This window comes from Flavobacterium hibernum, from assembly GCF_000832125.1.
In the GTDB taxonomy this organism is placed as follows: Bacteria; Bacteroidota; Bacteroidia; order Flavobacteriales; family Flavobacteriaceae; genus Flavobacterium; species Flavobacterium hibernum.
Map to the genome: position 1 here is coordinate 265,303 of NZ_JPRK01000003.1, position 14,014 is coordinate 279,316.

Sequence of the window (14,014 nt, forward strand, 5' to 3'; positions counted from 1 at the left end):
GATTAATAACCTGGATTTTGTTTGTACAATCCCTGACTGAAATTAATTTGCTTCAACGGAATTGGGCAATACTCCTCTTTGTGCGCATCAAAAAAGGCATCCTGATAATACGTACGTTTTGTTTTTTCTTTAGCATAAAAATCATTCATAACTTGATCTGTGATTCCCCAGCGAACAAGATCGAAGAATCGGCTTCCTTCCATCGCCAATTCTAAACGACGTTCCCAACGCAATGCTTTGCGGGCAAAACCCTGCGTCCAGTTACAATTGCCACCATCTACATAGGTATTTATTTTGAAGTTTTTCACGTAAGGCAATCTTCCTGTACTCTGCGCCGCTCTTTCTCTGATTTGATTAATTAATGGCAAAGCTTCAGATTGTCTTCCTAATTCAATCAAAGCTTCGGCACGCATCAAAATCACATCAGCATAACGAATCTGTATTCTGTTTTTTGAATTTCCATAAAACGGATCAATATTTACCACGCAGCTGCAATTTGGAGCAACATTTTCTTTTAAAGAAGCAAAGTAACCATACGTCCCTGGAGAACGTACCCAAGCTTCAACATATAGAAATTCTGGATCATATTTATAAGGCAAGCCCGGCATTGCAACGGTATGATACAATCTTGGATCAACTGTATTTGCATCTATATTTTTATAATCAAAATCTTCATTGTTGTACGTATCAAACTCAGGCAAACCATTGGCTCCCGTTTTAAAAGCATTCACTAGATTTTGGCTTGGTTTATGAAAATCACAACAACCTAAACCTTGTGGTGTAGAAAGAACATCAGAAAAATTCAATCTTCCATATAAAGTTCCATCATTATCAGAAAACTGAATCGAGAAAATAGATTCCGGTCCGTTTTCGTAAGTTCCTGGCAAGAAATTGTTCGCAAAATCAGGTTCTAGAGTCGCTTTGCCAATAACTTTATCAGTCGCTGCAATTACTTCCTGCAAATGCTGTTGGCTAATTCCGGTAACCTTAAATGTCTCGTCCTGTGTATAGGCCTGATACAATCTTGTTTTTGCCAAATACGCATAAGCGGCTTTTTTAGTAGCGCGTCCTATTTGTGGCTGGGCATCAGGTAAATTGTCGGCCGCAGCCTGAAAATCTTCAGCAATTTTGGTCCAAAGCGCTTCGTTTGAAAGCGCTTTGTTTGAAATTGTTTTATATTTTTCTATCGGAATATCTTCTGTAATATAAGGCACATTTCTAAACATGATTTTCAGCATAAAATAAAAATGTCCTCTCAAGAAACGCATTTCAGCCATTCTCGTTTTCTTCAACGGATAATCGGCTTCTGAGATTTGTTCCAAAGCTTTCAATGCTTTATTAGCTCTTGAAACGCCCACATAACTGATGTACCAGAAACTATCCAATTCTCCAAAATCCGGGCGGATATTATTTGAAACTTCAAAAAAATGAAAATCCTGAATATCGTTTGTACCGCTTCCGCCTTTGTAGGCATCATCAGAACGTACATTTCCAAACGGCCATAAACTGTACGGAGAATCGTAATGATCATTTCCTAACTGCGCATAAGCCGCATTCATAAATCCTTCAACCGACTGCGGTGTAACAATATCTTCTTCTGACAACACACCACGCGGATCATTTTCTAAAAAATCGGAACAGGAAGCGAAGAAACACATCACTGCAAATCCTGCTATATATAATATTTTTTTCATTTTTAAATCTTTTATTATAAAGTAAAATTAAGACCAGCAGTAAAAGTTGTCGGCTGAGGATATCCAAAACCTGCATTTTCCGGATCAACACCTGTGAAGCTTTTCGCATCAATAATCAATAAGTTTTGACCGCTGATATAAAACCTGAAACTTTCCATACTAAGTTTTTTAAGTAAATCCTTTGGCAAACTATAGCCAAACTGTAAAACTCTAAGTTTTAGATAACTTCCGTTTTCTACATAATAAGTTGAAAATCTAGATTCTGCATTTCTGTCAACTGTTGTCAGTGCCGGAATGGTTGAATTTGGATTATCCAAAGACCATGCATTCAGCAGACGTGTTCCTTTGTTTGATCCCACATCATCTACGCTCCAGAAATCAGTCTGATATTTGGTATTATTGATAACATCCACGTCGCTTGCACCTTCCCAGAAAGTGGTAAAATCAAAGTTTTTATAAGACACGTTTAAATTAATTCCATACAACAATCCCGGATTTGGATTTCCGATCCATGTGCGGTCTTTATCTGTAATTGTTCCGTCGCCATTTAAGTCTTTGTAACGAATTCTTCCAAGGCCTTTTCCTTCCTGAATTGCCGAGTTGTCAACTTGATCCTGACTTGTAAACAATCCGTCAGTTACATAACCGTACATTGAATTTATTGGTCGTCCCAAAATATTATCATTCAGTCCGTCGCCCCCGTAATTGTTTTTTACTTCATCCGGCAATTGTGTAATCTTATTTTTGTTTGCCGAAATATTTCCTGAAATATCATATTTCAGTCCAAATGAAGTTTCATCATGATAGCCTAGAGAAAACTCCCAGCCTTTATTTTCCATAGAAGCTCCGTTTACCCAACGATTTCCACCTTCTCCAATAACTCCTAAATAAGGCGGCAACACCAAAATATCATCTGTTTTCTTGATATAATAATCTATAGATCCGCTTAATTTTTGTTTGAATAAACCAAAGTCCAAACCAATGTTGGTTTGTGTAGTCGTTTCCCATTTTAAATCATCATTTCCTGATTGCGTTGCGATAAAACCAGACGGAAGCAATCCGTTTCCGTTTCCTGCAATATCATAAGCTGTTCCGTAGGATGTTGCCCAAGTTGGACTTCCGCCTGCGTAACTTGCCAGATAAAGCGAGTAAACTGCCGTATTACTGATTTCTTGATTTCCGGTTTGTCCCCATCCCGCTCTTAATTTCAAATCAGAAAAAACAGTAGCATTGTTTTTAATGAAGTTTTCGTTGCTGATTCTCCATCCTGCAGAAACTGCCGGAAATGTTCCGAATTGATTATTTTTTCCAAAACGAGAAGAACCATCACGACGAATTGTAGCCGAAACCAAATAACGATTATCAAACTCGTAATCTGCTTTTCCAAAATAAGATAGCAAAGAATATACGGTCGAAGTTCCGCTGGTAAAAGATTCTCCTGTTCCTGCATCCGGATACATATAATCCGGCGTTTCGATCAAAAAGTCATTTTTACGCAACGTATTTGTATCATAAGTATCTTTATACATCTCCGTTCCCGCCATCAAATTAAGATTGCTTTTTCCAAAGTTTAAACTATAAATCGCAGTATTAGTCCAAGTCCATTTATCACTGATTGACTGATCGATAGTTACAGAAGTCTGATCGTTTTGCAGATAACCTGATTTGTAGCTTCTCTGTAACGTGCGTTTTTTATAAAAACCATAATCCATTCCGAAACTGGTTTTGATGTGCAGGTTTTTAATGATTTCCAAATCCGCGTAAGCGTTACCAAAAAGGCGCAAATAATCGTATTTGTTGTCTTTATTATATTCTAAAAGTCGAACCGGATTTTGTCTGTCGTTCATTCCTCCAACAGGTCCTCCCCAACCAATTCCGTCTACAGTATGCACCGGAATAATTGGTAAAGCTCTAAGTGCCGGATCTAAAACGCCCGGATCTGTTACTTCGTTCGTGCGGTTTAGACTGAAGTTTTCTCCAATAACTAATTTGCCATCAAAATATTTATAAGAACTGTTCATTCTGGCAGAAATTCTTTCGAAATCTGTTGTTTTTACAACACCTTCGTTTCCATAATACCCTAGCGAGAAAACATAATTTCCTTTATCCGAAGCATTCGATACAGACAAATCATAAGAATTGGCAACTCCGGTTTGAGAAATAGCATCGTACCAATCCGTGTTTGAAGCTTTTATGGTTTGCTGTGCATCTAAATATTCCGGAACCAAAACTTTATTCAATTGCGGTTTGTTGTTATTTACTGACCAGTCAAACTGATAACGCAAATTGTTGTTATTCGGATTTAAACCGTCGTTAATATTCGCCTGCCAAAGTGCCTGTCCAAATTGGTTCGCGTTTAGAACATCCAACTTTCTAGAATAATCAGAAAAGGAAGCATAGGTACTGAAATTGATTCTCATTTTACCTTCTTTTCCTTTTTTGGTTGTAATGATAATCACACCGTTTGAAGCTCGGGAACCATAAATACTTGCCGAAGAAGCATCTTTCAAAACCTGAATGGTTTCGATATCATTAGGGTTTAATTCGTGCATTCCGGATTTTGTCGGCATTCCGTCAATAACGTAAAGCGGATCTGTGTTGTTTAAAGTTCCAACACCACGAATGACCACTTTTGTATTTCCTCCGCTTGGCGAACCATCAGACGATACTTTTACTCCGGCAATTCTTCCCTGTAAAGCTTTGATCGGATTTGGTTCCGGCTGTTTCATAACATCTTTCATGTTCACAACCGCAACTGCTCCTGTGATATCCGTTTTCTTTTGTTTTGAATAACCGGTTACCACGACTTCATTCAATTGATTGTTGTCTACTTTCAACGTTATATTGATTGTTTTTTGCTCTTTAACAGAAATCGATTGCGGGGCATATCCTATAAAAGAAACTATAAGTACAGCGTCTGAAGCGACATTTGGGAAAGAAAAATTTCCATCAAAATCGGTGACCGAACTGGTATTTGTTCCTAAAATAATAACTGTCGCTCCAGGAAGCGGCATTCCGTCATCAGACGAAATTACCGTTCCTTTAATTCCGTTTTCCTGCGCCGTCATCATCAGCATCGGAAAGAAGAAAAATAGAAAATAAATAATCTTACTTTTCATAAATTAATTGTTTTGGTTTATATTTAATTGGTTAATTACGTAGTTAGTATTTCGCTTGCGATAAGCAATCGATAATTTTCAGAACAAAGCATAAAAGGTCAGAAAGGAAAATCTTTCGAGTATTTACAAGCTTTAGCTGTGGATTTTTAAGAAGAAAAAATAATTCTGCTATTCTTTCTTAGTGCCTTTTTGAGACATTTAATTCCTGAATTATTACATTATTTACTTCCATTTTCTCTTTTGAAGTAATCGAAAGTGAAGTAAATGGTTTATTTAGAAAAAAGATTTCCGTCATTACTTTTTCGCCATTATTGTAGAATATTTCAATTGAAGTTTTATCCAGAATAATTTTAAAAGCGGCACTTTTTTGGCTTCCTTCCAAAAATGCTTTGCTTACTGGTAAAGCAAACTTATCTGAAAAATCCATTTTACCGGCTTTAGAACGATCAACAAATAAGTAATTTTCTTTGTTGTTTAAACCGAAACTTAAAGATTCTCCATTTGCATTTGAAAGTGTAAAAGCATAATCTTCCTGTTTTAAGTTTTTTAAATCTAAACTAATAACTGTCTGTGTTAAATCTACTTTTCCGTTTTCAATTAAATTCAAAGTTCCTTTTCCGGTTTTACTTTTTGTTTTAATGGTTTTAGAAACATAATTATTGATTTCTTTTACCGGTGTGCTAACCAAATTATAATGGTTTCCTTTTTTAACCAGCTTCAATTCACGCGGAATGGTTGTACTGCTTCTCCATGTTGTTGTTGGAACTTGCTGTGCATAATCCCAGTTTGACATCCATCCGATAAACAGTCTTCTTCCGTCTGAAGTTGGAACATTATTCCACGTTACTCCTGCATAATTATCTTTTCCATAATCTGCCCAAACTGCTTTTTCATTTTTCACTCTTTCGGCAAAACTTTGATCCATCATAAATGTTTTTCCGTCAAAATCCCCAACAAAATATTGAACTCCTGAACCTCCGTTTGGCCCACCCGGATTAAGATTTACGATTAAAACCCATTTTTTTTCTTTTGTACCTTCAACTTTTATTTCGAAGAAATCAGGACATTCCCAAACACCGCCATGAGCACCAATATTTTTTCCGAATTCAGATGCAAATTCCCAGTTTTTCAGATTTGATGATTTGTAAAAATGAATTCGATCCTGTGCTGCCAAAGCCATAATCCACTGTTTGTGCGTTTCATCCCAAGAAACTTTTGGATCTCTAAAATCTCTAATTCCAGGGTTTTTCACGACAGGATTTCCTTCCTCAAATTTCTGCCATGTAAAACCGTTATCATTAGAAAAAGCAATATCCTGCTGCTCCACATCAATTTTGCCAGCTTTTTCCTTTGCCATATCATGCAAAGTATAAATAGCAATAATCGGAGCTGTTTTTCCCGTTCCTAAACCAGATGTGTTATGCGTGTCGACAACGGCACTTCCGGAGAATATATACTTGTCTTTATCCGGATAAAGCGCGATAGGCTGTTCTTCCCATTTAATTAAATCTTTAGAAATGGCATGTCCCCAATGCATTGGTCCCCATGTATTTCCATCAGGATAATGCTGGTAAAACAAATGATAGTATCCGTTGGAAAAGAACATTCCGTTAGGATCGTTCATCCAGCCTTTTTTTGGCGTAAAATGAAAATTTGGTCGATACATTTGTTCTTCCGCTGTGTTCGATACAGTTACGGCAGCAGTTTGTGCAGTTGCAGAAGACGGTTTTAATCCTACTATCGACAGTAAGGCAGCACTATAAAGAGCTAACGGCAGATGTTTCTTTGATTTCATTTTTGTGGTTATTTTTTTTAGTTAGTGTTTCGCTTAAAGCTTCTAAAGAAATTCCTTTTGTTTCCGGCATCAGAAAAATTACAAATAACAATTGTAAAACCATCATTAAAGTAAAAATAAGGAATACAACTTCTGGTCCGATTTCTGAAAATAACATCGGAATTAAAGACGGAATAATCGCTGCCAAAACCCAATGTACTGAACTTCCAAATGCCTGTCCGGATGCACGAATATGATTTGGGAATATTTCTGAAATAAAAACCCAAATGACCGCACCCTGACCAATTGCATGTGAAGCAATAAAAAGGAAAAGGAAAATAGGAACTGACAAACCTCCCCAATTGTAATAGAAAGAAGCCGATACTAATCCGAGTGAAATAATATATCCAACAGAACCAATGTACATTAACAACTTTCTTCCTAATTTGTCGATTAATGCCACACCAATTAAGGTGAAAATAAGATTTGTAACTCCAATTCCGATACTGCTTAACAACGCTGTATTTTGCCCTAAGCCGGCTTCTTCAAAAATTCTTGGCGCATAATAAAGAAATGCATTGATTCCCGAAAACTGATTGAAAAAGGCAATTAAAAAAGCCAGAATTAAAGGAAAACGGTATTTCTTCATGAAAATATTTTCGTGTTTGGTAATACCGTTTTCACGGGAATCATCCATTAAATCAGAAATATTTGCAGACGGATCAATCGTATATAAAACTTTACGTGCTTCTTCGTCACGATTTTTAGACAAAAGCCATCTTGGACTTTCGGGAATTGTCAAAATAAAAAGAATATAAATCAGAGAAGGAATTGCCTGAACACCAATCATCCATCTCCAGGCGTTTTCTCCAATATCTTTTAAAAAGTAATTAGAGATAAAAGCAATTAAAATACCTAATACAATATTAAACTGATACAAAGCAACCAATCTTCCTCTTTTGTCTGCCGGAGCAATTTCTGACACATAAGCCGGAGCAGCAATAGTAGAAGCACCAACTCCTAAACCACCAATAAATCTAAAGGCAGCAAAAACAAACGGATCATTAGCGAAAGCGGCACCAATTGCCGAAGCAAAATATAAAATCCCAATCCAGAACAAGGTTTTTTTACGTCCTATTTTATTTGTTGGGATTCCTCCAAAGATTGCACCAACTACAGTTCCCCATAATGCCATTGCCATAACAACTGAACCATGAAAGGCATCTGACGAGTGCCACAGAAGCTGTAATTGTTTATCAGCTCCAGAAATAACTACGGTATCAAAACCGAAAAGAAAACCTGCCAGTGCAGCAGTAACAGACCAAATCAATATCTTATTCATTGTACATGTATTAAAAACTTGTTGCTAAGATATCTGCAAAAAAAACAACTTATTTTTAATGATGTTACAATTTATTTCTATAAATATTGATAGTTTAGCATTTTAAACTCAAAACCTTTATTTACAAGGTTTTACGTAAATTAAAAAACTTTTACGAAAACCTTGTAGTTTCGATTTTGTTACATCACCTTCAAAATTGATACTTTAAAAGAAACAATTTCAAATACAAATTAGCTGGACGTTTTATATTCTTTAGGAGAAATTCCAAATTTATTCTTAAAAGCTGTAGAAAAATAGTTTGGCGAAGAGAAACCTAGCGAGTAGGCAATTTCAGAAATATTCATGTCATTTGACTTCAAAAGCTCTGCTGCTTTCTCTAATTTGACATTATTAATATGATCGCTAATATTAATTCCGATAATTGCTTTCACTTTTCTATACAGCTGAACTCTCGAAACACCCAATTTATCCGCCAAATCTTCAACTGAAAACTTTGGATTTTCGACATTCTTTTTAATAATGTCATTCATTTTGGTAATAAAGGACTGTTCCTGATTTCCAAACTTAGATTCAGGTTCAACTCGGTAAATATTATTGGTGTAATAATAACGTAGTTTTTCTCTATTGAAAAGCAAACTCGATAGAGATTGTTTTAGAATCGAAAGGCTAAAAGGTTTTGTCAAATACTGGTCTACTCCACTCTGCAAACCTTTTAAAACAGATTCTTTGTTACTTTGTGCCGTTAGAATTATAATTGGAATATGAGAGGAACGAAGATCTTTCTTTAGCTCTTTGCTGATTTCGTAACCGTCTTTGTCGACTAAATTAATGTCGCAAATAATAATATCCGGGATAATTTCTAAAGCTTTTTCAATTGCATCGCTTCCGTCAGAATTATAAACTACATATTCATTAGACAGTTTTGCCTTTAGAAAATTAACCAAATCTACATTGTCTTCTATTATTAGCAAAGAATGCTTTTCAGCATCTGAAATAATATTTGATTCTTTTAAATCGGGTTCTATGTTTAAATTATCGGTAATTAAATTCGGAATACTGGTCAGGCTTTCGACTTTCTGAATAATTTCACCAGGCTGTAAATGACTGTTTCCTTTTAATAAAGTAATCACAAATTCGCTGCCTTGCTTTGATTTTAGCTCGATAGTTCCCTGATGCAAAAGCACAAACTCTTTAGACAAATGCAAACCAATTCCGGAGCTGTTTTTATTATTATTTGAAGCCCTGAAAAATGGATCAAAAACATTTGAAAGCTCATCGTCAGGAATACCAATTCCGGAATCTTTAAAATGTATCTTTACCGTATTATCCTGATTTTCGACAATTGAAATACTAATTTTACCATTGTCGGGCGTAAATTTAAAAGCATTTGACAATAAATTGAAATAGACTTTATCCATTAAACCGCGGTCAATAAACAATTCTAGATTTTTGTTTTTACAGCTTAATTGAAAATCAATATTTCTTCGGGCGGCTTCGCCTTTAAAATTAGCCATGACTTCATTTGTGAAATCATAAATTTTTGTATTCGAAGCTCTTAGCGTAAATTTTTGCTCTTCAATTTTCCTGAAATCCAATAATTGATTGATCAAACGAAGCAATCTGTTTGAGTTTTTGTGAATCAATTTTACTTCATCTATCAATGCGGTTCCTTTAATTTTCTCATTTTCAATTAAAGACTCAACGTAACTCATTATTAGAGTAATTGGCGTTTTAAATTCGTGCGAAAGTCCGGTGAAGAAATTCAGTTTTGCTTCGTTGCTTTTAGCTGCAATCTGAGCCATTTCCTGAATTTCATTGTTTTGGTCAATTACCGTTTGATTGATTCTTTCTAATTGTTTTTTCTTTTTTGAAATCGAAATTGTAGAATAAATACTGTAAATCGTTAAGCTCAAAATAATGACAAGAAAAAAGCTAAGCAGTCTCACTAAATTATTCTGCGAAGCATATTCTCTTTCCTGAACTTTAATAGCACCTTGCTGTGATTCGATTACTAATTGCTGTTGATCGACTTTATCCATTTGGTTTTCGATAATTTCAGCATTGTTTTTATCAATAACAATCGTATTTAATATATTGTTTCTGGAAATCGATTCTTTGTTGTACATTTTTAATGCCAGTTTTAAAGCTTCGTTTCCTCCGGTTGGATATAAAATTGTTCCATCAAGAACGCCACTTTTTACCAACTCAATACCACCATTTACGGAGTTTAAGGCATCCACACCAATAAACTTTATTTTCTTTTCAAGTCCCAGGGTTTTAGCAGTTTCCCAGGCGCTTAAAGCCATTCTGTCGTTATGAGCGAAGATATATTCAACATTTGGATTTTGCAGAAGAATGGCTTTCAAAGGTGCTTTAACCGATTCTTTTTCCCAATCGCCCTGAATGGTTTTTACAATCTTAAAACGTTTATTCTCGTTGATAATCTGATTAAAACCAAGCGTTCTTTCGTAAGCCGGAGATGATCCGCTGGCGCCTGTAATTTCTATAATATTGCCAGAACCTTTACTGTGCGAGATAATGTAGCGACCGGCGATTCGTCCAATTTCAATATTATCTGCTCCGAGATAAGCAGTATAACTTTCTCCTTCAATTTTTCGATCAAAAACAAGAACAGGAATTCCAGCTTTTATAGATTTCTCTACAACCACTGTTAAAGGTTTTGACTGAATTGGCGATACAATAATAACATCAACTTTATTAGAAATAAATCGCTCGATATCTTCAATTTGTTTTCCTACATTATTATTGGCGTCTTTAATTGTCAAATCGACTTCAGGTCGCAACGAAGCTTCGATTTTTATAGAACTGTTCATTTGCTTCCGCCAGTCGTCAGTTGTCATCGCCTGAGAAAAACCTATTTTTATTTTGTCTGCCTGTTTTTGTTTACAGGATATTAAACTTAAGGATGCCAAAAAAAGCATCAAAATATATTTTACAAATTGATACATGAAATTTTGAGTTTTGTAAATAAAAAAATAAGCACTTTAAATGCATTCTTTAATCGCGTTTGTCTAAATAATTAGGAAGGATTATTTTTTAATGACAAGCGGAAAAAGTGTATAGTTTGGAAAGTAAAATTAAACTTTTATTTCATGTACACAAATGAGCAAACGATATATCTGATGCAAAATAATGAAAATGATACTATTCGTTTAATCAATTTAGAAATCAAAAAGATTTTTGCATCAATCCCCAACAGGACATCTAAACCAAATTTACAAAGCCAATGGAAGACAGAAACTACATATGGTATGCCAATTTCTTCAAATCATCCAAAAATGATGTTGTAATTTGTCCTGTCCCCCTCACTACAGCCAAATGGTGCCAATTGAAGACAATTGGCACCATTTTTTTATTTATAAATCTGATCTCATTAATTAAATCTGACCATATCTGCAATTATTAATTGTTGCTCAGATGAGTCTAAAAATTGGTTAGTCCCCTGTAATGAACAGGTTTCTATTTATTTTTCGCAATTCTAAATCCGAATCCATCATTTCGTGTCCCTTTTGGTGATTGATATCTTACTTCTGGCATATGAATTCCATATTTTAACGGTCTTCCTCTCTGATCTTGTGTTTCGTAAAACCAACTGACACCTTTTGAAATTTTATACTGTCCTTCTATAGGTCCTTGAGGATTTCTTTTACTAACCAAGCTATCCTTTTCGGGGTTATACCAATCAAAAACCCATTCGCCAACATTCCCTGTCATATCATATATACCAAGCTCATTCGGTTTAAGAAGTCCTACTTTATGAAATGTGCTGTTTGAGTTTTCTTTAACCCAGCCAACTTCAATTGGATTATTACTGCCGCTATAATTATATTTTTTTGTTTTCATCCCACCTTTAGCCGCGTATTCCCATTCTGCCTCTGTTGGAAGTCTTCCTCCTGCCCATTTTGCAAATTCATTTGCTTCGTCCCAAGTTGCAAGCATCGGATTTTCGTCTATCCACTTATAATAAACTTTAATACCATGTGCATTTTCAATAGGTGGATCAGGCATTTTTCTACCTGTTTCTTCACAAAATTGTTTAAATTGTTTAACCGTTACTTCATATTTACCAATGTAAAAATCATCAAGTTCAACTACTCTATGCGGACTAGTAAATCCTTTTATAGAGTCGCCCTTCGGGCTTACAACAATCTGGTTTTTACCTTGTTCAAAACTTCCGCCTTCCACAAAAATCCATTCAATTTTCTCATCATTTTTCTTGCAAGAATTGAGAAATAAAAATCCAATTAAGAATATAAATGTTCGTAAACTCATTTAAATATTAGTTAATGTTTATTAAAATTACTACCAGCTCGTATATATAACCTAACAAAAGTTTGCAATTATTTACTCAGCAACCGTCTTTGCGAGGTGCACGTTTAAAAATTATCGTACTATCTCGTTCTACATAGTCGCCAGATATAATTGGGTACAAATACTTGGGCGCGTGAGATACACTATGGCTTTTTATAATTATTGTGTCATTAACTCTCAAGTTCCTTAAATGCTGAAATTCATTGCTGCCAGACTTTTCTAATCCAAAACTAAGTATATAATCATAACTATTAATCTTTACCATAATTCCAAATCCTAATCTTGACCCTGACGGAAGAGAAAGAGAGGTTACAACTCCCTTCATATTGACATAATCTTTAATAGATTTTCTTATTTTAGCTTCACTAGCATACACTTTTTTACCTGCGGGAGATACTTCCCATTTTTGAAACATTATGCCATCAGGAGTATCCTCCCATTTTTTTAGTACATCTTTCTTTTCAGTATTAGAAAGGTTTTTAACTACTGCCTTTTTAGAAATTTTATTTTTAATTTCACGATTAGCAAATACCAACCCACTTACTACAACCAAGAATAAGACTAGCACATAAATGATTTTTTTCATACTTTTTAAAGCTTTAATTAATAACATAGTTTACCTTCTTTTTAAAGTTTATGTAGCAAAATTACTTTGATATATTTCGGCTTGAGCGATGAAAATTGTAAATAAAAATGTAAACTTTGTAAATAAATTATTGACAATATGCTTCTTAGTCGAAATCTGATCTCCGGAAAAAATAAATATCTTTTTGTATTGACATTTATCTTGTTTTCTGTTATAATCTGCGCAGCCTTCCGTACGGAAGATAGTGAAGGCTTTAACTTTGCAAGAAGAGAAATTTTACTTCGAAAAATCGGACATGAATTCCTTTTGCAATCAGGCGACAGTACATCAAGAGTACTCCCTGTGAAAAAAATTTCAGAAAATGAATATCAGATTAAATTTGAGAATGATTTTAGCTTTCAACCAGATTCATTGGTAAATATTACAAGACATTTATTAGTTCAAGACCCGTTCGCAAGTTATTTTATCGTTAACGTTCTAAATTGTGGTAACTCTAATGTTGCTTATGGATATGTTATATCCAAAAATGAAAAAGATGATATTGTAGCCTGTATAGGAAGAAGACAGCCCAAAGCCTGCTACATGATTAACATTAAATTCAAACCAACAGAAATAATTATAGCAGACAGCAAATATCTTCTGGGAAGTCTGTCGATTTTAGCATTCATCAGTTTTATTTTTGTAAAATCTTTTAAGTCACGAAAAGAAATACCTGATAATCAAAACAGTGGCATTTATTCTTTAGGATCAGTGTTGTTCGATGCAAATAGTCGAAAGCTCACTATAAATGGAAATGTAATAGACCTGACCGCAACAGAAACAAGGGTATTGGTTATTTTCGCTTCTTCTCCAAACAAAACAGTAGAAAGAAACCGCTTACAAAAGGAGATATGGGAAGATGATGGCGTAATTGTGGGCCGTAGTTTAGATATGTTTATATCTAAGCTTAGGAAAAAACTTGAATCTGATCCAAATATCAACATTGTTGTTGTACGCAGCAAAGGTTATAAACTTGAAATTAACTAATAGGAAATATTTTACAGAAAAAAGATCTTCACTACTTTTATTTTTAAAAATTACATCTAATAGAATAAATAGGTTAAGTTTTTTTCTAATCACTATCAAATTATGTTTATCACTTTTTTTTCCGTTCCAACTTTGACTTTA

At 34.7% G+C, this 14,014-nt stretch carries 9 protein-coding genes; 2 read left to right on the top strand and 7 right to left on the bottom strand.

The features are described 5' to 3' along the window. Positions 1–2: 2 nt before the first annotated feature. From IW18_RS03110 to IW18_RS03130, 5 genes are all read right to left on the bottom strand, one after another. Positions 3–1,694 (bottom strand): RagB/SusD family nutrient uptake outer membrane protein, encoded by a 1,692-nt coding sequence (locus IW18_RS03110; RefSeq protein ID WP_041516113.1) that lies wholly within the window; start codon positions 1,692–1,694, stop codon positions 3–5. A gap of 14 nt (positions 1,695–1,708) precedes the next feature. Beyond that, positions 1,709–4,813 carry a SusC/RagA family TonB-linked outer membrane protein gene (locus tag IW18_RS03115; RefSeq protein WP_041516114.1) on the bottom strand — a complete coding sequence of 1,035 codons (3,105 nt, stop codon included), beginning with the start codon at positions 4,811–4,813 and terminating at the stop codon, positions 1,709–1,711. Positions 4,814–4,991: 178 nt separating this feature from the next. Further along, a complete protein-coding gene (locus IW18_RS03120; RefSeq protein WP_041516115.1) occupies positions 4,992–6,608 on the bottom strand; it encodes a glycoside hydrolase family 32 protein in 1,617 nt (538 codons plus the stop codon). Then, positions 6,571–7,929, bottom strand: a complete 1,359-nt coding sequence (locus IW18_RS03125) for a sugar porter family MFS transporter (RefSeq protein WP_041516116.1) — start codon at positions 7,927–7,929, stop codon at positions 6,571–6,573. The genes IW18_RS03120 and IW18_RS03125 overlap by 38 nt, the downstream gene beginning before the upstream one ends. A gap of 230 nt (positions 7,930–8,159) precedes the next feature. Beyond that, the gene (locus tag IW18_RS03130) at positions 8,160–10,898 is read right to left on the bottom strand and encodes a substrate-binding domain-containing protein (RefSeq protein ID WP_041516117.1); all 2,739 of its coding nucleotides are present in this window, start codon (positions 10,896–10,898) and stop codon (positions 8,160–8,162) included. A 144-nt stretch (positions 10,899–11,042) separates the two neighbouring features. On the opposite strand from IW18_RS03130, the gene IW18_RS03135 reads away from it, so the two are divergent. Continuing rightward, positions 11,043–11,240 carry a hypothetical protein gene (locus IW18_RS03135; protein WP_041516118.1) on the top strand — a complete coding sequence of 66 codons (198 nt, stop codon included), beginning with the start codon at positions 11,043–11,045 and terminating at the stop codon, positions 11,238–11,240. Between the two features lie 169 nt (positions 11,241–11,409). On the opposite strand, the gene IW18_RS22595 is transcribed toward IW18_RS03135, so the two are convergent. Together IW18_RS22595 and IW18_RS03145 are read right to left on the bottom strand one after the other, a co-directional pair. After that, entirely contained in the window at positions 11,410–12,222 is an 813-nt protein-coding gene (locus tag IW18_RS22595; protein WP_052480063.1) for a formylglycine-generating enzyme family protein, read from the bottom strand. Positions 12,223–12,298: 76 nt separating this feature from the next. Then, complete coding sequence (locus IW18_RS03145; RefSeq protein ID WP_041516152.1) at positions 12,299–12,847, bottom strand: hypothetical protein; 549 nt, start codon at positions 12,845–12,847, stop codon at positions 12,299–12,301. 189 nt (positions 12,848–13,036) lie between these two features. On the opposite strand from IW18_RS03145, the gene IW18_RS03150 reads away from it, so the two are divergent. Beyond that, complete coding sequence (locus tag IW18_RS03150; RefSeq protein WP_240475528.1) at positions 13,037–13,873, top strand: winged helix-turn-helix domain-containing protein; 837 nt, start codon at positions 13,037–13,039, stop codon at positions 13,871–13,873. Positions 13,874–14,014 lie beyond the last annotated feature (141 nt).

Bases quoted from the DNA above. Each gene is read 5' to 3' on its own strand.
- IW18_RS03130 (WP_041516117.1), bottom strand. From the start codon at position 10,898: ATGTATCAATTTGTAAAATATATTTTGATGCTTTTTTTGGCATCCTTA.
- IW18_RS03120 (WP_041516115.1), bottom strand. From the start codon at position 6,608: ATGAAATCAAAGAAACATCTGCCGTTAGCTCTTTATAGTGCTGCCTTA.
- IW18_RS03145 (WP_041516152.1), bottom strand. From the start codon at position 12,847: ATGAAAAAAATCATTTATGTGCTAGTCTTATTCTTGGTTGTAGTAAGT.
- IW18_RS03110 (WP_041516113.1), bottom strand. From the start codon at position 1,694: ATGAAAAAAATATTATATATAGCAGGATTTGCAGTGATGTGTTTCTTC.
- IW18_RS03135 (WP_041516118.1), top strand. From the start codon at position 11,043: ATGTACACAAATGAGCAAACGATATATCTGATGCAAAATAATGAAAAT.
- IW18_RS03115 (WP_041516114.1), bottom strand. From the start codon at position 4,813: ATGAAAAGTAAGATTATTTATTTTCTATTTTTCTTCTTTCCGATGCTG.
- IW18_RS22595 (WP_052480063.1), bottom strand. From the start codon at position 12,222: ATGAGTTTACGAACATTTATATTCTTAATTGGATTTTTATTTCTCAAT.
- IW18_RS03125 (WP_041516116.1), bottom strand. From the start codon at position 7,929: ATGAATAAGATATTGATTTGGTCTGTTACTGCTGCACTGGCAGGTTTT.